This is a genomic window from uncultured Agrobacterium sp. (assembly GCA_913777615.1).
Classification (GTDB): domain Bacteria; phylum Pseudomonadota; class Alphaproteobacteria; order Rhizobiales; family Rhizobiaceae; genus Agrobacterium.
In genome coordinates, this window is sequence record CAJYTK010000013.1 from 1 (window position 1) to 16,608 (window position 16,608).

The following is a 16,608-nucleotide window of genomic DNA, read 5'->3' on the forward strand; positions in this document are numbered from 1 at the left end:
CGAAGGAAGAAGGCGGCCGTCATACGCCGTTCTTCACGAACTACCGTCCGCAGTTCTACTTCCGTACGACTGACGTTACCGGTATCGTTTCGCTTCCAGAAGGCACGGAAATGGTTATGCCTGGCGACAACGTCACTGTTGAAGTCGAGCTGATCGTTCCGATCGCGATGGAAGAAAAGCTGCGCTTCGCTATCCGCGAAGGTGGCCGTACCGTCGGCGCCGGCATCGTTGCCTCGATCATCGAGTAATCTCGACGTTTGAAATTATGTCTGACGGCGGTGCAAAAACACCGCCGTCAGTCGTTTGATGAAAAAGCGTATGGGCGCTGCACTTTTAGTGCTTGAAAATTTCGGTGAAAGCGCGTAAACGCGCACTCACGTTCACCGCTGGATTCGCAACGCGTTGCGAGTCCCGGTGATTTCGCAATACAGACTACTGAAATGATTGGGGTGCGCCTTTCGCATTCCTCTCGATTTTTGAAAATCTGCGGCGCCACGATTAACTAGGTTCATGTATTTCCGCGTGCGGAAATCAATAATAAAGAACAAGGACAAGACGAATGAACGGCCAGAATATCCGTATCCGCCTCAAGGCGTTTGACCACCGGATCCTCGATGCCTCTACCCGTGAAATCGTGTCGACCGCCAAGCGCACCGGCGCCAGCGTTCGCGGCCCGGTTCCGCTGCCGACCCGCATTGAAAAATTCACTGTTAACCGCTCTCCCCACGTGGACAAGAAGAGCCGTGAGCAGTTCGAAATGCGGACGCACAAGCGTCTTCTCGACATCGTTGACCCCACCCCGCAGACTGTTGACGCGCTGATGAAGCTCGACCTCGCTGCTGGCGTTGACGTGGAAATCAAGCTCTAAGACCTCGGCCTGACCTTGCGAAAGTAAGGGCCGATATAACAAGGAAGGTACGTGGATTAATCCAACGTCTTCCAATCCGGAGACCGGAAACATCGTGAGATGTCGAAGGGAACTCCTTAACAAAAGGCCGAGCAAGGGGTTTCCCTTCAAGGCTCGCAAGAGGATTGAACCAATGCGTTCAGGTGTGATTGCACAGAAAGTGGGAATGACCCGCGTCTACAACGACGCTGGTGAGCATATTCCCGTAACGGTCCTGCGTCTGGATAACGTACAAGTCGTTGCCCAGCGTACGGAAGACAAGAATGGCTATACCGCAGTTCAGCTCGGTGCAGGCCAGTCCAAGGTCAAGAACACGACAAAGGCGCTCCGTGGCCACTTCGCCGCTGCCAATGTCGAGCCGAAAGCTAAGCTCGTCGAATTCCGGGTCTCGTCCGAGAACCTGATCGACGTCGGTGCAACACTGACCGCAAATCATTTTCAAGCCGGCCAGCTGGTCGACGTAACCGGAACAACGATCGGTAAGGGTTTTGCCGGTTCGATGAAGCGTCACAACTTCGGTGGTGGCCGCGCATCGCACGGTAACTCGATCTCTCACCGTGCGCACGGTTCGACGGGTTCCAACCAGGATCCGGGCCGCGTGTGGAAGGGTAAGCGCATGGCTGGTCACATGGGCCAGACTCGCGTCACCACCCAGAACCTGGAAGTGGTTTCGACCGATGAGGATCGCGGTCTGATCCTCGTGAAGGGCGCCGTTCCCGGTTCCAAGGGTTCCTGGATCATCGTCCGCGACGCCGTCAAGTCGGCTGCGAAGTAAGGGAGCCTTATCATGGAATTGAACGTCACGACCCTCGAGGGAAAAGACGCCGGCAAGGTAGCCCTGTCGGACGAAATCTTCGGCCTCGACCCACGCCAGGATATCCTGGCCCGCGTTGTGCGCTGGCAGCTTGCTAAGAAGCAGCAGGGCACGCACAAGACCAAGAACCGTTCGGAAGTTTCCCGCACGGGTGCAAAGATGTACAAGCAGAAGGGTACGGGCCGCGCTCGTCACCATTCGGCTCGCGCACCGCAGTTCCGCGGCGGCGGCAAGGCCCACGGCCCAGTCGTTCGCAGCCACGCTCACGACCTTCCCAAGAAGGTTCGCGCGCTCGGCCTGCGTCTCGCCCTGTCTGCAAAGGCAAAGGCTGAAGAACTGATCATCGTCGATCAGCTGATTGCATCGGACGCAAAGACAAAGGCTCTGCTGGGCAACTTCGCTTCGCTCGGCCTGACCAACGCTCTCGTTATCGGCGGCGCAGAACTTGACGGCAACTTCAAGCTCGCAGCTCAGAACATCCCGAACGTGGACGTTCTGCCGGTACAGGGCATCAATGTTTACGACATCCTGCGCCGTGGCAAGCTCGTGCTTTCCAAGGCTGCTGTAGAGGCTCTGGAGGAGCGGTTCAAATGACGGATCTTCGCCACTACGATGTGATCGTGTCTCCCTCGATCACGGAAAAGTCGACGCTGGTATCCGAACAGAACCAGGTCGTATTCAACGTCGCCAAGGACGCTTCCAAGCCTGAAATCAAGGCTGCCGTGGAAGCTCTCTTCGGCGTCAAGGTCACGGGTGTGAACACGCTTATCCGCAAGGGTAAGACGCGCCGTTTCCGTGGATTCGCTGGCAAGAAGAAGGACGTCAAGAAGGCGATCGTGACACTTGCTGAAGGTCAATCCATCGACGTGTCCACCGGACTCTAAAGGTTAGGCCCAAGCGGGCAAAGACCCAAAAGGGAACAAATACAATGGCATTGAAAAGTTTCAATCCGACCACACCTAGCCAGCGCCAGCTGGTTATTGTGGACCGTGCTTCGCTCTACAAGGGCAAGCCGGTAAAGGCTCTTACACAGGGCCTCAGCTCGAAGGGTGGCCGTAACAACCAGGGCCGGATCACCGTTCGTTTCCAGGGCGGCGGTCACAAGCGGACCTACCGCCTGGTAGACTTCAAGCGTCGCAAGTTCGACGTTGAAGGTACGGTTGAACGTCTGGAATATGACCCGAACCGCACCGCATTCATCGCGCTCGTGACATACACGGACGGCGAACAGGCTTACATTCTCGCGCCACAGCGTCTTGCTGCTGGTGACAAGGTGATCGCCTCCGACAAGGCAGTTGACGTAAAGCCCGGCAACACAATGCCGCTGCAGTTCATTCCGGTCGGCTCGATCATCCATAACGTCGAGATGAAGCCGGGCAAGGGCGGTCAGATCGCTCGCTCCGCCGGTACCTATGCACAGCTCGTTGGCCGCGATGCCGGTATGGCGATCCTGCGTCTCAACTCCGGTGAACAGCGTCTGGTGCATGGTTCCTGCCTCGCATCCATCGGTGCTGTTTCCAATGCTGATCACGGCAACATCAACGACGGCAAGGCTGGTCGTTCGCGTTGGCGCGGCAAGCGTCCGCATGTTCGCGGCGTCGTTATGAACCCGGTCGACCACCCTCACGGTGGTGGTGAAGGTCGCACGTCCGGTGGTCGTCATCCTGTGACGCCATGGGGCAAGCCCACCAAGGGCAAGCGTACCCGCTCGAACAAGTCGACCGACAAGTTCATCATGCGTTCGCGCCATCAGCGCAAGAAGTAAGAGAGGAAGTCTCAAGTGGCTCGTTCAGTATGGAAAGGTCCGTTTGTTGACGGCTATCTTCTCGCTAAGGCTGAGAAGGTGCGCGCAGGCGGCCGCAGTGAAGTAATCAAGATCTGGAGCCGTCGCTCCACGATCCTGCCGCAGTTCGTTGGTCTTACCTTCGGCGTTTACAACGGCAGCAAGCATGTGCCCGTCTCTGTCAACGAAGACATGGTCGGTCACAAGTTCGGTGAATTCTCTCCGACCCGGACCTATTACGGTCATGGCGCGGACAAGAAGGCAAAGAGGAAGTAATCATGGCGAAGGCTAAGACCGAACGCCGGCTGAAGGACAACGAGGCTCAGGCCGTTGCCCGTACGCTTCGCGTCAGCCCCCAGAAACTGAACCTGGTTGCCGCTCTTATCCGTGGCAAGAAGGTTGATCGCGCTCTCGCCGAGCTCGAGTTCTCGCGCAAGCGTATCGCTTCCACCGTCAAGAAGACGCTGGAATCGGCTATCGCGAACGCCGAAAACAACCATGACCTCGACGTCGACGCTCTCGTCGTCGCCGAGGCCTATGTTGGCAAGTCCATCACCATGAAGCGTTTCCACGCTCGTGGCCGTGGCCGTGCATCGCGCATCGAAAAGCCGTTCTCGCACCTCACGATCGTTGTTCGTGAAGTCGAGGAAAAAGGGGAGGCCGCATAATGGGTCAGAAAATCAATCCAATCGGCTTCCGCCTGGGCATCAACCGTACGTGGGACAGCCGTTGGTACGCTGACACTGCCGAGTACGGCAACCTGCTGCATGAAGACCTTGCTATCCGTGCCTACCTCGTGAAGGAACTGAAGCAGGCTGGTATTGCAAAGGTTGTTATCGAGCGCCCACACAAGAAGTGCCGCGTTACGATCCACTCCGCTCGTCCGGGCCTCATCATCGGCAAGAAGGGCGCTGACATCGAGAAGCTTCGCAAGAAGATCTCCGAGATGACCAGCTCCGAAACGCACCTCAACATCGTCGAAGTGCGCAAGCCGGAAGTCGACGCAACGCTTGTTGCACAGTCGATCGCCCAGCAGCTGGAACGCCGCGTGGCTTTCCGTCGCGCCATGAAGCGCGCCGTACAGTCCGCTCTGCGCCTCGGCGCGGAAGGCATCAAGATCACCTGCGCAGGCCGTCTCGGTGGCGCGGAAATCGCTCGTACCGAATGGTACCGCGAAGGCCGCGTTCCGCTTCACACGCTGCGTGCAGACATCGACTACGGTACGGCTGAAGCCGAAACCGCATTCGGCATCTGCGGCATCAAGGTCTGGATCTTCAAGGGCGAAATCCTTGAGCACGATCCAATGGCTTCCGAGCGTCGTGCGCTCGAAGGCGATGCTCAGGGTCCTGCAAGCCGTGAGCGTGGCGATCGCAACGATCGTCGTCGCGAAAACGCTTGATTGACGCTGGCGAAAGATAAGCTCGGAGAAGTAAGAAAATGTTGCAGCCAAAGCGTACTAAGTACCGCAAGCAGTTCAAGGGACGCATCAAGGGCGTCGCCAAGGGCGGCTTTGACCTGGCATTCGGTGAATTCGGCTTGAAGTCGCAGGAACCGAACCGCGTGAATGCACGCGAGATCGAGGCGGCCCGCCGCGCGATCACGCGTTACATGAAGCGCGCAGGTCGCGTTTGGATCCGCGTATTCCCCGATACTCCGGTTACGGCTAAGCCGACCGAAGTTCGTATGGGTAAGGGTAAGGGTTCGGTTGATTACTGGGCATGCAAGGTCAAGCCCGGTCGTATGATGTTCGAGATCGACGGTGTTTCCGAGGAGATCGCCCGTGAGGCGCTTCGTCTCGGCGCTGCCAAGCTCTCGGTCAAGACGCGCTTCGTACAGCGCATCGCAGAGTAAGGAGCAAGGCAAATGAAAGCCGAAGATATTCGCGGCCTCAGCGCCGACCAGCTCAAGGACAAGTTGGCTGACCTCAAGAAGGAACAGTTCAACCTGCGTTTCCAGAAGGCCACTGGCCAGCTGGAAAAGTCCTCGCGCATCAACGAAGTCCGCAAGGACATCGCCCGGATCAAAACCATTGCTGCCCAAAAGGCCGCAGAAGCCAAGGCCTAAGGAAGAATACTATGCCTAAACGCATTCTCCAGGGCGTCGTTGTATCCGACAAGAACGAGAAGACTGTCGTAGTTCGCGTTGAGCGTCGATTCGCTCACCCGCTATTGCAGAAGACCGTTCGTCGTTCTAAGAAGTACAAGGCGCACGACGAAAACAACCAGTACAAGGTCGGCGATGTGGTTTCCATTGAGGAATGCGCACCGATCTCCAAGGATAAGCGCTGGACGGTTGTTGCCGCTCACGCTTAATTTCAACGGAATCGCGCCAGGTCTATTGCACTTGGCGCGAAAATCTGTATGAAGCAGCGCAAGGACGCTCGTAACCCGAGCGTCTTTTGCTTTGATGCGCACGGAAGGTCCCTTTGGGAAACCACCCTGGCAAGTTTCTTCCGCGCAAAGACAGAGATTTCATAAGCTGGAACAGGGGGCAGCATCTATGATGTGTGCCCAACCGGTCCGGTAACAACAAGAAGGCGACCTGACATGATTCAGATGCAAACAAACCTCGACGTGGCGGATAATTCCGGCGCACGTCGTGTCATGTGCATCAAGGTGCTGGGCGGCTCCAAGCGCAAGTACGCTTCCGTGGGCGACATTATCGTCGTTTCCATCAAGGAAGCTATTCCGCGCGGCCGCGTCAAGAAGGGCGACGTGATGAAGGCGGTTGTTGTGCGTACCGCTAAAGACATCCGCCGCGCCGACGGCAGCGTCATCCGTTTCGATAACAACGCAGCTGTTCTTATCGACAACAAGAAAGAGCCGATCGGCACCCGTATCTTCGGACCGGTTCCTCGCGAGCTTCGCGGTAAGAACCACATGAAGATCATCTCGCTGGCTCCAGAAGTACTGTAAGGAGCACGAGCGATGCAGAAGATTCGTAAAGGCGACAAGGTTGTCGTATTGACCGGTAAGGACAAGGGCCGTACCGGCGAAGTAATCCAGGTAATGCCGAAGGAAGACCGTGCTGTTGTGCGTGGCGTAAACATGGTGAAGCGTCACCAGCGCCAGACCCAGAGCCAGGAAGCCGGCATTATCAACAAGGAAGCATCCTTGCACATCTCCAACATCGCCATCGCCGATAAGGATGGCAAGCCGACTCGCGTTGGCTTCAAGGTTGTAGAGGGCAAGAAGGTCCGTGTGGCCAAGCGTTCGGGAGAAGTCATCGATGGCTGAGACCAAGTACGAACCGCGTCTCAAGACGGAATACGTCAACCGTATCCGCGGCGCCATGCAGGAGAAGTTCTCCTACGCTAACGTCATGATGATCCCGAAGCTGGAAAAGATCGTCATCAACATGGGTGTGGGTGAGGCGACTGCCGACTCCAAGAAGCCCACGGTTGCTGCCGGCGATCTGGCTGCTATTGCAGGTCAGAAGCCAGTCGTAACCCGCGCCCGCAACTCGATTGCTGGCTTCAAGGTTCGCGAAGGCATGCCAATCGGTGCGAAGGTTACCCTTCGTGGCGCACGCATGTACGAATTCCTTGATCGTCTGGTCAACATCGCGCTTCCGCGCGTTCGCGACTTCCGGGGCCTGAACCCGAAGAGCTTTGACGGCCGTGGCAACTTCGCCATGGGCATCAAGGAGCACATTGTGTTCCCAGAAATCAACTACGACAAGGTTGATCAGATGTGGGGCATGGACATCATCGTTTGCACGACGGCTCCGACCGACGACGAAGCACGGGCTCTTTTGACAGAGTTCAACTTCCCGTTCCGTCAGTAACCGTAACGACGAGCGTAGAAAAGGAACTCCGATATGGCGAAAACAAGCGCAGTTGAAAAGAACAAGCGCCGCCGCAAGACAGTTGCCTCCCAGGCCGGCAAGCGTGCCGCCCTCAAGGCCATCGTCATGAACCAGTCCCTTCCGATCGAAGAGCGGTTCCAGGCAACTCTGAAGCTCGCTTCGCTGCCGCGTGACGGCTCGAAGACGCGTATCCGCAACCGCTGCGAAGTAACGGGCCGTCCGCGCGCGTTCTATCGCAAGCTCAAGATGTCGCGTATCGCGCTTCGTGAGCTGGGCAATTCCGGCAAGGTGCCGGGCATTGTCAAGTCGAGCTGGTAAGGAGACGGGCACATGACCATGACTGATCCTTTGGGTGATATGCTCACCCGCATCCGCAATGGTGCTTCCCGTCGCAAGTCTTCGGTTAGCACGCCTGCTTCCAGCCTCCGCGCACGCGTTCTCGACGTGCTGCAGGCTGAAGGCTACATACGCGGTTATTCCAAGGTCGATTTTGAAAACGGCAAGTCCGAGTTCACCATCGAACTGAAGTACTACGAAGGTGCGTCGGTGATCCGTGAGATCGGCCGCGTATCCAAGCCGGGCCGCCGAGTTTATGTCTCGGTTAAGTCCATTCCGCAGGTCGCGAACGGCCTCGGCATCACCATCCTTTCGACACCGAAGGGCGTGATGGCCGATCACCAGGCTCGCGAACAGAACGTTGGTGGCGAGGTTCTCTGCTCGGTCTTCTAAGGCCGAGTAAGGATCTCCGTAACGGACAGACAGGATAGAAATATGTCTCGTATCGGTAAAAAGCCCGTTCAGGTTCCCGCAGGTGTGACGGCCAACGTTGAAGGCCAGAAGATTACTGCCAAGGGTCCGAAGGGCGAACTGTTCTTCGTCGCAAATGACGACATCCAGCTCAAGCTGGAAGACAACGGCGTTTCGGTACAGCCGTCCAACAACACCAAGGAAGCTCGTTCGAAGTGGGGCATGTCCCGCACCATGATCGAGAACATCTTCAAGGGTGTTAAGGATGGCTACGAGCGCAAGCTCGAAATCAACGGCGTTGGTTACCGTGCAGCCATGCAGGGCAAGAACCTGCAGCTGGCACTCGGTTTCTCGCACGACGTTGTCTACGAGCCGCCGCAGGGCATCACCATCGCCGTGCCGAAGCCGACGGAAATCATCGTTTCCGGCATCAACAAGCAGCAGGTCGGTCAGGTTGCCGCGGAAATCCGCGAATACCGTGGTCCCGAGCCCTACAAGGGCAAAGGCGTCAAGTACGCTGAAGAACGGATCGTCCGCAAAGAAGGCAAGAAGAAGTAAGGAACACGCGAAATGGCTAGCAGGAAAGAAGCACTTGCACGTCGTGCGAACCGTGTACGCCGCCAGCTCAAGGCGGTTGCTAACGGTCGCCCGCGCCTGTCGGTTCATCGCTCGTCGAAGAACATCTACGCTCAGATCATCGATGATGTTGCAGGCAAGACGCTCGCGTCTGCCTCTACGCTCGAAGCCGATCTGCGCTCGTCGCTGAAGACCGGCGCTGACGTTGCGGCAGCTGCCGTTGTTGGCAAGCTGGTTGCCGAGCGCGCTGGCAAGGCTGGCGTCAAGGATGTCGTATTCGACCGTGGCGCATTCATTTATCACGGCCGCGTTAAGGCCCTGGCAGATGCTGCCCGCGAAGGCGGTCTGAACTTCTAAGACTTTATCCACCCGGGCGTGATCGCGCCGGGTGGATTTTCACCGGGCCAACCGGACTTCAGCAATGGAGCCGGAGGGCCTACTTTCGTTTGCCGTTCGATACCGGAAAAGAAAAAGGAAAAGGACAATGGCACAGGAAAAAAGAGGTTCTCGCGACGATCGCCAGAACCGCGAAGAGCGCGACAGCGAGTTCGTCGACAAGCTGGTCGCGATCAACCGCGTTGCAAAGGTTGTTAAGGGTGGCCGTCGTTTCGGCTTCGCCGCTCTCGTTGTTGTTGGCGACCAGAAGGGCCGCGTTGGCTTCGGTCACGGCAAGGCTCGTGAAGTTCCAGAAGCAATCCGCAAGGCGACTGAAGCTGCCAAGCGCGATCTGATCTTTGTTCCGCTGCGCGATGGCCGTACGCTGCATCACGACGTTAACGGTCGCCACGGCGCCGGCAAGGTTCTGCTGCGTTCCGCCAAGGCTGGTACCGGTATCATCGCCGGTGGTCCAATGCGTGCCGTTTTCGAAACGCTCGGCGTTCACGACGTTGTTGCCAAGTCCACGGGCTCTTCGAACCCGTACAACATGGTTCGTGCAACGTTCGACGCTCTGAAGCATCAGGTTCATCCGAAGGACATCGCTGCTCAGCGCGGTCTGAAGTATGCAACCCTTCAGGCACGTCGCGTCGCGTCCGGCGTCGCTTCTGAAGAGTAAGGATCTGGATCATGGCCAAGACTACAACTGAAGCCAAGAAGACTGTCACGGTCGAGCAGATCGGCAGCCCAAATCGCCGCCCGGAGATCCAGCGTCAGACGCTGATCGGCCTGGGTCTTAACAAGATGCACCGTCAGCGCACGCTGGAAGATACGCCTTCTGTTCGTGGCATGATTCGTGCGGTCCAGCATCTCGTTCGCGTCGTAGACGAGAAGTGAGACGGAGGAACCTATCATGAAACTCAATGAAATCAGAGACAACGAAGGCGCCACCAAGGACCGTATCCGCGTAGGTCGCGGTATTGGTTCCGGCAAGGGCAAGACCGGTGGTCGCGGCGTCAAGGGTCAGAAGGCTCGTTCGGGCGTTGCTATCAACGGCTTCGAAGGCGGTCAGATGCCAATCTACCGTCGTCTGCCGAAGCGCGGCTTCAACAACATCTTCGCTTCCGAATACGTCACCGTTTCTCTCGGTCGCGTTCAGGCTGCTATCGATGCTGGAAAGTTGGACGCCAAGGCAACGGTTGATGCCGCTGCTCTCAAGGCTGCTGGTGTTATCCGTCGTCCCAAGGACGGCGTTCGCATCCTGGCCGATGGCGAGCTTAAGGCAAAGGTGGCTTTCGAAGTCGCTGGCGCTTCCAAGCCTGCTCTTGAAAAAATCGAGAAGGCTGGTGGTTCCATCAAGCTTCTCGTTGTTGCGCCGGAAGCTTCCGAGTAATATATGGTGTCTGAACGCCCGGGGTGTTTCGCCCCGGGCGTTTCTCTTTACGCTACGTAAGTCTTTGAAAATCTAATCGATTTGACGGATCTGCGCAGCGACTCATTGCGACTTTGCATGTCTCGCGCTCAAAATGCCGCAGCTTGCAGCGCAAGTGAGAGCCTCACAGTTCTTGAACCCCTTTGACCTTGAACTCGGTAGGGGGGGGGGATAGGACATACGAAAACAAGGGTGAGGCATGATTGCGGCGCAACAGTCGCTTTCCGTCCGAAGCCCGGTTTTTGAACCAGTATCTTTATGGACCCTGCCGGAGACGCCGTTCACCGTGCTGCTGGACAGGGTCATGCGGAGAATTTTATGGCTTCAGCAGCGGAACAACTGGCCTCAAACCTGAATTTTTCGACCTTCGCCAAGGCTGAAGATCTGAAAAAGCGTCTCTGGTTTACCCTTGCCGCACTTCTCGTCTATCGTCTCGGCACGCATATTCCGCTTCCTGGTCTAAATCCGGAAGCCTATGCCCAGGCGTTCCGCGGTCAGGCGAATGGCATTCTCGGCCTCTTCAATATGTTTGCGGGTGGCGCTGTCGAGCGCATGGCGATCTTTGCGCTTGGCATCATGCCTTACATCTCCGCTTCGATTATCGTGCAGTTGATGACCTCGGTCGTTCCATCGCTCGAAGCGTTGAAGAAGGAAGGCGAAGCAGGCCGCAAGATCATCAACCAGTACACGCGCTACGGAACCGTGCTGCTTGGCACGCTGCAGGCTTACGGCATCGCCGTTGGTCTAGAGAGTGGTGCCGGCCTCGTTGTCGATCCGGGCTGGTTCTTCCGCGTTTCTACCGTCATCACGCTGCTCGGCGGCACGATGTTCCTGATGTGGCTTGGCGAGCAGATCACGTCTCGCGGTATCGGCAACGGTATCTCGCTGATCATCTTCGCTGGTATTGCTGCAGGCTTGCCGAAGGCTTTGGCCGGTACGCTTGAACTCGGTCGTACGGGTGCGTTGTCGACAACTCTGATCCTCACGGTCGTTATCGTCGCCATCCTGGTGATCGCGCTGATCGTCTTTGTTGAACGCGCCCAGCGCCGTCTCTTGATTCAATATCCGAAGCGTCAGGTCGGTAACCGCATGTTCCAGGGCGACACGTCGCACCTGCCGCTCAAGCTCAACACGGCTGGCGTTATTCCTGCGATCTTCGCGTCCTCGCTGTTGCTTCTGCCGGCAACGGCTGCGGGCTTTACCAACAGCACGAACCTTCCCGGCTGGGCGACGACGATCATCTCGTCCCTTCAGCACGGCCAGCCGCTCTTCATGCTGTTCTACGGCCTGTTGATCGCGTTCTTTGCCTTCTTCTACACGGCGATCGTGTTCAATCCGAAGGACACGGCCGACAATCTGAAAAAGCATGGCGGCTTCATTCCTGGCATTCGCCCTGGCGAGCGCACCGCAGAGTACATCGACTACGTGCTGACGCGCATCACGGTCGTCGGTGCAATTTATCTTGTCTTCGTCTGTATCCTTCCTGAGACACTTATTGCCCGTACAGGCATACCGTTAGCCCTTGGTGGTACTTCGCTTTTGATCGTAGTCAGTGTAACTCTGGATACTGTTGCGCAAATCCAGGGCCACCTGATTGCCCAGCAATATGAGGGGCTGATCAAGAAATCGAAACTGCGTGGAGGAAAGAGGGGACGATGAGACTGATATTTTTGGGACCGCCAGGTGCAGGCAAGGGAACACAGGCCAAGCGTTTGACGGACAAGTACGGCATTCCGCAGCTTTCCACCGGCGATATGCTGCGTGCGGCTGTGACTGCGGGAACGGACATCGGCAAGCGCGCCAAGGCGGTGATGGATGCCGGTGGTCTCGTGTCGGACGATATCGTCAACCAGATCGTTTCGGAGCGGATCGAGCAGGCTGACTGTGCGAAGGGCTTCATCCTCGATGGTTACCCGCGCACCGTGCCGCAAGCCAAGGCGCTGAGCGAAAACCTCCAGCAGAAGAACATTCAGCTGGATGCCGTCATCGAGCTCAAGGTAGACGAAGAGGCGCTGGTGCGCCGAATCGAAAACCGTGTGGCTGAGACGGTCGCGGCTGGTGGTACGGTTCGTTCGGACGACAATCCCGAATCGTTCCGCAAGCGCCTCTCCGAATATCGTGAGAAGACAGCGCCGCTGTCCGAATACTACCGCGAGCAGGGTGAGCTCGTTGTACTGGACGGCATGGCGGATGTCGATGCGGTCACTGCCGCAATCGCGGGTGCCTTGGAAAAGGACAACAGCCCGGCAGCTTCTGCTGCGCGGATCTAAAGAATCTTGGCGGGGCCGGTTGCTTTTTTGAACCGATTCCGTTAAACACCGCGCCAACTCGCGACAACCCAAGCGACTGGCGCGGATTTTCCTTTAGGGAAGGAAAGTCCGGGTTCGGTCGTTTTGACTTGTGACGAACAGGAATTTGAACTGGCGGCAGCATCGTGCCGCTCAAATGGAAGCACCACTTGCCGGATGGCAACTGGAACGCAAGGAGAATAGACGTGGCACGTATCGCTGGCGTCAACATCCCGACGGCTAAGCGCGTTGTTATCGCTTTGACCTACATTCACGGGATCGGTCCGAAATTCGCGCAGGAAATCATGGACAAGGTTGGTCTCTCGGCCGACAAGCGCGTTCATCAGCTGACGGACGCCGAAGTCCTTCAGATCCGCGAAACGATCGACCGCGATTATCAGGTCGAGGGTGATCTTCGTCGCGAAACCGCGATGAACATCAAGCGCCTCATGGATCTTGGCTGCTACCGTGGCCTGCGCCACCGCCGTGGCCTTCCGGTTCGCGGTCAGCGCACGCACACCAACGCTCGTACCCGCAAGGGTCCGGCGAAGGCTATCGCGGGTAAGAAGAAGTAATTTTCCGTTCATACGGAAGAGAAGGCTGGTGCGAACCGCGCCAGCCTTTCTGAGTTTGGCGCAATGCTCGCAAGCGGGTTGCGCGCCGGTGTAGCCGCTGGTGTTACGGCGGTGAAGAGATCAATGAAAGGACTATCATGGCCAAGGAAGCCACACGCGTTCGCCGTCGCGAACGTAAAAATATCACGTCGGGTGTAGCGCACGTCAACTCGACCTTCAACAACACGATGATCACCATCACCGACGCACAGGGCAACGCGATTGCCTGGTCGTCCGCTGGTGCCAAGGGCTTCAAGGGTTCGCGTAAGTCTACCCCGTTTGCTGCCCAGATCGCTGCTGAAGATTGCGCCAAGAAGGCTCAGGAACACGGCATGAAGTCGCTTGAGGTCGAGGTTTGCGGTCCGGGTTCGGGTCGTGAATCCGCACTTCGCGCTCTGCAGGCTGCTGGTTTCCTCATCACCTCCATCCGCGACGTGACGCCGATCCCGCATAACGGTTGCCGCCCGCGCAAGAAGCGCCGCGTCTAACGCGTTCTGTCTGGAGGTTCCGCCTTTCCATCGGTCTGGCGGAATTTTCGCGTAATCGGCGTGTGGTTGCCGGCGTGGCCGGTGTGCTTACGCTTGAAACCCTCCGATGAACCGTTTCGGTTCCTCTCGGTGATCATGCTCGGTCCGCCACGATTGAATGGTGGCGGCGAACGGAAGGTTTAAAGATGATTCAAAAGAATTGGCAGGAACTGATCAAGCCGAACAAGGTCGAGTTCACGTCCTCCAGCCGCACCAAGGCAACGCTTGTTGCTGAGCCGCTGGAACGTGGCTTCGGTCTCACGCTCGGCAACGCGCTTCGTCGCGTTCTCCTGTCGTCTCTGCGTGGCGCCGCTGTGACTGCCGTGCAGATTGACGGCGTTCTGCATGAATTCTCCTCCATCCCCGGCGTTCGGGAAGATGTGACGGACATCGTGCTCAATATCAAGGAAATCGCCATCAAGATGGACGGCGATGATTCCAAGCGCATGGTCGTGCGCAAGCAGGGCCCAGGTGCCGTTACCGCTGGCGATATCCAGACGGTTGGCGACATTGAGATACTAAACCCTGACCATGTTATCTGCACGCTCGACGATGGCGCTGAAATCCGGATGGAATTCACCGTCAACAACGGCAAGGGCTACGTGCCTGCAGAACGCAACCGCGCGGAAGATGCTCCGATCGGCCTCATCCCTGTGGACAGCCTTTATTCTCCGGTCAAGAAAGTGTCCTACAAGGTTGAAAACACCCGTGAAGGCCAGGTTCTCGACTATGACAAGCTGATCATGACGATCGAGACCAACGGTTCGGTATCCGGCGAAGATGCCGTTGCCTTCGCCGCTCGTATCCTTCAGGACCAGCTTGGCGTCTTCGTCAACTTCGACGAGCCGCAGAAGGAAGCTGAAGAAGAATCGGTTACGGAACTGGCGTTCAACCCGGCACTTCTCAAGAAGGTCGACGAGCTTGAGCTGTCCGTTCGTTCGGCAAACTGCCTGAAGAACGACAACATCGTCTACATCGGCGACCTGATCCAGAAGACGGAAGCCGAAATGCTTCGCACGCCAAACTTCGGTCGCAAGTCGCTCAACGAAATCAAGGAAGTTCTCGCTTCCATGGGTCTGCATCTCGGCATGGAAGTGCCTGCATGGCCGCCAGAGAACATCGAAGATCTCGCCAAGCGTTACGAAGACCAATACTAACAAAGAAAAGGCAGGCCCTTAAAGACTGCCTTTCCCCGTCAAACAGCAGACCAGTCGTCTGCATGTGCCAGGAAACGGCAGGACCGTATAGGAAACCTGCACTAAAGGAGAATAGCAATGCGCCACGGAAATTCAGGCCGCAAGCTCAATAGAACCGCCAGCCACCGCAAGGCAATGTTTGCCAACATGGCTGCTTCGCTCATTACTCATGAGCAGATCGTCACCACTCTGCCAAAGGCGAAGGAAATTCGCCCGATCGTAGAAAAGCTGGTTACGCTCGGCAAGCGCGGCGACTTGCACGCTCGTCGTCAGGCCATCTCGCAGATCAAGGATCAGGACGCTGTCCGTAAGCTCTTTGACGCGATTGCAACCCGTTACGCGAACCGTAACGGCGGCTACATCCGCATCATGAAGGCTGGCTTCCGCCAGGGCGACAACGCAGCTCTGGCTGTCGTTGAGTTCGTTGAGCGCGACGTCGATGCCAAGGGCGCAGCCGACAAGGCTCGCGTGGCTGCTGAGACTGCTGCTGCTGAAGCTGCGTAAGCCTCACGCTTAAGCATGGACATCTAAAGAACCGGGTGAGCGATCACCCGGTTTTTTTATGTCTATTCATGCGTCCGATGGCAGCCAGCTTGGAACGCCGCGGATTATGGTGAGCGCTGTCTGCTGTATATATAGTTTCGTCGGGCGATCACTTGGTGGTGAGGTACCGCTGCGCGTCTGAAGTCGTAGAGCATGTTGCGCAAAGGTGTGGAGAGGTTTCACGATCAGGGAATGTGACCAACGAGGTGCTAAGCGTAGCGAGCGAACTGACGCCTCGTTCACGACGGTAGGCGTATACGTCCTACGTCGCTCGCGGACCGCTATAAGGGCCAAGATCGAGGGCTAGGGGCGCCGCTACATTCCAGCGGGATTCGGCGAATGCGTGTCGTTTAAGAATCGTGAGTAGGTAGAGCCATGGACCGGTTCGTTTCCCATTCACAAAGCCCGGATTTATTTCGCGAAGCCGCTGTCGATCAGAGCCTGTTGAACAGACCGATGGGTTATAGCGTGTCCTGATAGCGCGTATCGCACTGCTGGACGAAGCGTGTCATCACTTCCGGCTCCTTGGCGAAGAGCACGGACATGGTGTCGACGTGCTTTTGCAGATAGGCCGATGCTTCTGCTTTTGTGCGCCTGTTTTCTTCAAACGACGCTCTCGCTCTCGTCGCAAGCTTGTTGAACTTGCTGTCGTACTCGGCAGCTTTGGCTTGGATTTTTGCAGACTTACCGCTGTCCTTCAGTGCGTGCGCGTTGATGATAAAAGTCGCGCTGCATTGAAACAGATAGTCCGTTTCCGATGGTCCGGGCTTGATGTTGGCTGCGAAAGCCGAGGATGCCGAGACGCTTGCCAAAAGCACGAGGACGCCGATACGCAACGCCGTTTCCTTTCCAAAAGAGAGGCAGACAAGTCATGTTCATCACGACAGCCTTCACGACGTCATATCGCTTGCCGTCAGAGGACAGCCAATCATCAGAGTAAGCTTGTTGCCTGATGCTGTAAATGACGGCTTTTAGTACGATTTTTGGGGGAGGGTCGTT

28 protein-coding genes and 1 pseudogene are annotated in these 16,608 nt (G+C 57.0%); 28 read left to right on the top strand and 1 reads right to left on the bottom strand.

The annotated features are described in order from the left end of the window. The 28 genes and pseudogenes from tuf to rplQ all read left to right on the top strand — a co-directional run. A pseudogene (gene tuf / locus QZ862_RS11515) lies at positions 1–248 on the top strand (elongation factor Tu); the annotation flags it as partial. 311 nt (positions 249–559) lie between these two features. After that, positions 560–868 (top strand): 30S ribosomal protein S10, encoded by a 309-nt coding sequence (gene rpsJ / locus QZ862_RS11520; RefSeq protein ID WP_003507767.1) that lies wholly within the window; start codon positions 560–562, stop codon positions 866–868. Positions 869–1,040: 172 nt separating this feature from the next. Further along, positions 1,041–1,682 carry a 50S ribosomal protein L3 gene (gene rplC / locus QZ862_RS11525; RefSeq protein WP_296038478.1) on the top strand — a complete coding sequence of 214 codons (642 nt, stop codon included), beginning with the start codon at positions 1,041–1,043 and terminating at the stop codon, positions 1,680–1,682. 12 nt (positions 1,683–1,694) lie between these two features. Next, positions 1,695–2,315, top strand: coding sequence for a 50S ribosomal protein L4 (gene rplD, locus QZ862_RS11530; protein WP_296038476.1), 621 nt, complete (start codon positions 1,695–1,697; stop codon positions 2,313–2,315). Continuing rightward, complete coding sequence (locus tag QZ862_RS11535; RefSeq protein ID WP_296038475.1) at positions 2,312–2,605, top strand: 50S ribosomal protein L23; 294 nt, start codon at positions 2,312–2,314, stop codon at positions 2,603–2,605. Before rplD ends, QZ862_RS11535 begins: the two co-directional genes overlap by 4 nt. Before the next feature lie 44 nt (positions 2,606–2,649). After that, positions 2,650–3,486 carry a 50S ribosomal protein L2 gene (gene rplB, locus QZ862_RS11540; protein ID WP_062427534.1) on the top strand — a complete coding sequence of 279 codons (837 nt, stop codon included), beginning with the start codon at positions 2,650–2,652 and terminating at the stop codon, positions 3,484–3,486. A 15-nt stretch (positions 3,487–3,501) separates the two neighbouring features. After that, the gene (rpsS, locus tag QZ862_RS11545) at positions 3,502–3,780 is read left to right on the top strand and encodes a 30S ribosomal protein S19 (RefSeq protein WP_027677425.1); all 279 of its coding nucleotides are present in this window, start codon (positions 3,502–3,504) and stop codon (positions 3,778–3,780) included. Between the two features lie 2 nt (positions 3,781–3,782). After that, entirely contained in the window at positions 3,783–4,172 is a 390-nt protein-coding gene (rplV, locus tag QZ862_RS11550) for a 50S ribosomal protein L22 (protein ID WP_296038474.1), read from the top strand. Beyond that, positions 4,172–4,903, top strand: coding sequence for a 30S ribosomal protein S3 (rpsC, locus tag QZ862_RS11555; RefSeq protein ID WP_296038473.1), 732 nt, complete (start codon positions 4,172–4,174; stop codon positions 4,901–4,903). Before rplV ends, rpsC begins: the two co-directional genes overlap by 1 nt. 38 nt (positions 4,904–4,941) lie before the next feature. Beyond that, complete coding sequence (gene rplP / locus QZ862_RS11560; RefSeq protein WP_027677422.1) at positions 4,942–5,355, top strand: 50S ribosomal protein L16; 414 nt, start codon at positions 4,942–4,944, stop codon at positions 5,353–5,355. Positions 5,356–5,367: 12 nt separating this feature from the next. Then, positions 5,368–5,568: a 50S ribosomal protein L29 gene (rpmC, locus tag QZ862_RS11565; protein ID WP_027677421.1), complete on the top strand. Its 201-nt coding sequence runs from the start codon at positions 5,368–5,370 to the stop codon at positions 5,566–5,568. Positions 5,569–5,579: 11 nt separating this feature from the next. Next, the gene (gene rpsQ, locus QZ862_RS11570) at positions 5,580–5,816 is read left to right on the top strand and encodes a 30S ribosomal protein S17 (protein WP_027677420.1); all 237 of its coding nucleotides are present in this window, start codon (positions 5,580–5,582) and stop codon (positions 5,814–5,816) included. A 234-nt stretch (positions 5,817–6,050) separates the two neighbouring features. Further along, complete coding sequence (gene rplN / locus QZ862_RS11575; RefSeq protein WP_027677419.1) at positions 6,051–6,419, top strand: 50S ribosomal protein L14; 369 nt, start codon at positions 6,051–6,053, stop codon at positions 6,417–6,419. A 12-nt stretch (positions 6,420–6,431) separates the two neighbouring features. Continuing rightward, positions 6,432–6,740 (top strand): 50S ribosomal protein L24, encoded by a 309-nt coding sequence (gene rplX, locus QZ862_RS11580; RefSeq protein ID WP_062427531.1) that lies wholly within the window; start codon positions 6,432–6,434, stop codon positions 6,738–6,740. Beyond that, positions 6,733–7,290 (top strand): 50S ribosomal protein L5, encoded by a 558-nt coding sequence (gene rplE / locus QZ862_RS11585; RefSeq protein ID WP_296038471.1) that lies wholly within the window; start codon positions 6,733–6,735, stop codon positions 7,288–7,290. Before rplX ends, rplE begins: the two co-directional genes overlap by 8 nt. A gap of 33 nt (positions 7,291–7,323) precedes the next feature. Beyond that, positions 7,324–7,629, top strand: a complete 306-nt coding sequence (gene rpsN / locus QZ862_RS11590) for a 30S ribosomal protein S14 (protein WP_062427529.1) — start codon at positions 7,324–7,326, stop codon at positions 7,627–7,629. 12 nt (positions 7,630–7,641) lie between these two features. Then, positions 7,642–8,040: a 30S ribosomal protein S8 gene (gene rpsH / locus QZ862_RS11595; RefSeq protein ID WP_062427528.1), complete on the top strand. Its 399-nt coding sequence runs from the start codon at positions 7,642–7,644 to the stop codon at positions 8,038–8,040. 42 nt (positions 8,041–8,082) lie between these two features. Continuing rightward, positions 8,083–8,616: a 50S ribosomal protein L6 gene (rplF, locus tag QZ862_RS11600; protein WP_062427527.1), complete on the top strand. Its 534-nt coding sequence runs from the start codon at positions 8,083–8,085 to the stop codon at positions 8,614–8,616. 12 nt (positions 8,617–8,628) lie between these two features. Then, positions 8,629–8,991, top strand: coding sequence for a 50S ribosomal protein L18 (gene rplR / locus QZ862_RS11605; protein ID WP_062427526.1), 363 nt, complete (start codon positions 8,629–8,631; stop codon positions 8,989–8,991). 127 nt (positions 8,992–9,118) lie between these two features. Continuing rightward, positions 9,119–9,688: a 30S ribosomal protein S5 gene (gene rpsE / locus QZ862_RS11610; RefSeq protein ID WP_027677412.1), complete on the top strand. Its 570-nt coding sequence runs from the start codon at positions 9,119–9,121 to the stop codon at positions 9,686–9,688. A gap of 11 nt (positions 9,689–9,699) precedes the next feature. Next, positions 9,700–9,906 carry a 50S ribosomal protein L30 gene (rpmD, locus tag QZ862_RS11615; protein WP_296038469.1) on the top strand — a complete coding sequence of 69 codons (207 nt, stop codon included), beginning with the start codon at positions 9,700–9,702 and terminating at the stop codon, positions 9,904–9,906. 16 nt (positions 9,907–9,922) lie between these two features. Then, positions 9,923–10,402 carry a 50S ribosomal protein L15 gene (gene rplO / locus QZ862_RS11620; protein WP_296075583.1) on the top strand — a complete coding sequence of 160 codons (480 nt, stop codon included), beginning with the start codon at positions 9,923–9,925 and terminating at the stop codon, positions 10,400–10,402. Positions 10,403–10,759: 357 nt separating this feature from the next. Then, complete coding sequence (gene secY, locus QZ862_RS11625) at positions 10,760–12,100, top strand: preprotein translocase subunit SecY (protein ID WP_296038467.1); 1,341 nt, start codon at positions 10,760–10,762, stop codon at positions 12,098–12,100. Then, positions 12,097–12,711, top strand: coding sequence for an adenylate kinase (locus QZ862_RS11630; RefSeq protein WP_296038465.1), 615 nt, complete (start codon positions 12,097–12,099; stop codon positions 12,709–12,711). Before secY ends, QZ862_RS11630 begins: the two co-directional genes overlap by 4 nt. Positions 12,712–12,935: 224 nt before the next feature. Continuing rightward, positions 12,936–13,304 carry a 30S ribosomal protein S13 gene (gene rpsM, locus QZ862_RS11635; RefSeq protein ID WP_113327213.1) on the top strand — a complete coding sequence of 123 codons (369 nt, stop codon included), beginning with the start codon at positions 12,936–12,938 and terminating at the stop codon, positions 13,302–13,304. Positions 13,305–13,441: 137 nt separating this feature from the next. Further along, complete coding sequence (rpsK, locus tag QZ862_RS11640; protein WP_296038463.1) at positions 13,442–13,831, top strand: 30S ribosomal protein S11; 390 nt, start codon at positions 13,442–13,444, stop codon at positions 13,829–13,831. A gap of 185 nt (positions 13,832–14,016) precedes the next feature. Then, positions 14,017–15,027 carry a DNA-directed RNA polymerase subunit alpha gene (locus QZ862_RS11645; RefSeq protein WP_003495228.1) on the top strand — a complete coding sequence of 337 codons (1,011 nt, stop codon included), beginning with the start codon at positions 14,017–14,019 and terminating at the stop codon, positions 15,025–15,027. A 117-nt stretch (positions 15,028–15,144) separates the two neighbouring features. Beyond that, entirely contained in the window at positions 15,145–15,570 is a 426-nt protein-coding gene (gene rplQ, locus QZ862_RS11650; protein WP_296038462.1) for a 50S ribosomal protein L17, read from the top strand. A gap of 500 nt (positions 15,571–16,070) precedes the next feature. On the opposite strand, the gene QZ862_RS11655 is transcribed toward rplQ, so the two are convergent. Continuing rightward, on the bottom strand, positions 16,071–16,445 hold the full coding sequence (locus QZ862_RS11655) for a hypothetical protein (RefSeq protein ID WP_296100021.1): 375 nt from the start codon (positions 16,443–16,445) through the stop codon (positions 16,071–16,073). Positions 16,446–16,608: the final 163 nt, after the last annotated feature.

Bases quoted from the DNA above. Each gene is read 5' to 3' on its own strand.
- rpsJ (WP_003507767.1), top strand. From the start codon at position 560: ATGAACGGCCAGAATATCCGTATCCGCCTCAAGGCGTTTGACCACCGG.
- rplC (WP_296038478.1), top strand. From the start codon at position 1,041: ATGCGTTCAGGTGTGATTGCACAGAAAGTGGGAATGACCCGCGTCTAC.
- rplD (WP_296038476.1), top strand. From the start codon at position 1,695: ATGGAATTGAACGTCACGACCCTCGAGGGAAAAGACGCCGGCAAGGTA.
- QZ862_RS11535 (WP_296038475.1), top strand. From the start codon at position 2,312: ATGACGGATCTTCGCCACTACGATGTGATCGTGTCTCCCTCGATCACG.
- rplB (WP_062427534.1), top strand. From the start codon at position 2,650: ATGGCATTGAAAAGTTTCAATCCGACCACACCTAGCCAGCGCCAGCTG.
- rplV (WP_296038474.1), top strand. From the start codon at position 3,783: ATGGCGAAGGCTAAGACCGAACGCCGGCTGAAGGACAACGAGGCTCAG.
- rpsC (WP_296038473.1), top strand. From the start codon at position 4,172: ATGGGTCAGAAAATCAATCCAATCGGCTTCCGCCTGGGCATCAACCGT.
- rplP (WP_027677422.1), top strand. From the start codon at position 4,942: ATGTTGCAGCCAAAGCGTACTAAGTACCGCAAGCAGTTCAAGGGACGC.
- rpmC (WP_027677421.1), top strand. From the start codon at position 5,368: ATGAAAGCCGAAGATATTCGCGGCCTCAGCGCCGACCAGCTCAAGGAC.
- rpsQ (WP_027677420.1), top strand. From the start codon at position 5,580: ATGCCTAAACGCATTCTCCAGGGCGTCGTTGTATCCGACAAGAACGAG.
- rplN (WP_027677419.1), top strand. From the start codon at position 6,051: ATGATTCAGATGCAAACAAACCTCGACGTGGCGGATAATTCCGGCGCA.
- rplX (WP_062427531.1), top strand. From the start codon at position 6,432: ATGCAGAAGATTCGTAAAGGCGACAAGGTTGTCGTATTGACCGGTAAG.
- rplE (WP_296038471.1), top strand. From the start codon at position 6,733: ATGGCTGAGACCAAGTACGAACCGCGTCTCAAGACGGAATACGTCAAC.
- rpsN (WP_062427529.1), top strand. From the start codon at position 7,324: ATGGCGAAAACAAGCGCAGTTGAAAAGAACAAGCGCCGCCGCAAGACA.
- rpsH (WP_062427528.1), top strand. From the start codon at position 7,642: ATGACCATGACTGATCCTTTGGGTGATATGCTCACCCGCATCCGCAAT.
- rplF (WP_062427527.1), top strand. From the start codon at position 8,083: ATGTCTCGTATCGGTAAAAAGCCCGTTCAGGTTCCCGCAGGTGTGACG.
- rplR (WP_062427526.1), top strand. From the start codon at position 8,629: ATGGCTAGCAGGAAAGAAGCACTTGCACGTCGTGCGAACCGTGTACGC.
- rpsE (WP_027677412.1), top strand. From the start codon at position 9,119: ATGGCACAGGAAAAAAGAGGTTCTCGCGACGATCGCCAGAACCGCGAA.
- rpmD (WP_296038469.1), top strand. From the start codon at position 9,700: ATGGCCAAGACTACAACTGAAGCCAAGAAGACTGTCACGGTCGAGCAG.
- rplO (WP_296075583.1), top strand. From the start codon at position 9,923: ATGAAACTCAATGAAATCAGAGACAACGAAGGCGCCACCAAGGACCGT.
- secY (WP_296038467.1), top strand. From the start codon at position 10,760: ATGGCTTCAGCAGCGGAACAACTGGCCTCAAACCTGAATTTTTCGACC.
- QZ862_RS11630 (WP_296038465.1), top strand. From the start codon at position 12,097: ATGAGACTGATATTTTTGGGACCGCCAGGTGCAGGCAAGGGAACACAG.
- rpsK (WP_296038463.1), top strand. From the start codon at position 13,442: ATGGCCAAGGAAGCCACACGCGTTCGCCGTCGCGAACGTAAAAATATC.
- QZ862_RS11645 (WP_003495228.1), top strand. From the start codon at position 14,017: ATGATTCAAAAGAATTGGCAGGAACTGATCAAGCCGAACAAGGTCGAG.
- rplQ (WP_296038462.1), top strand. From the start codon at position 15,145: ATGCGCCACGGAAATTCAGGCCGCAAGCTCAATAGAACCGCCAGCCAC.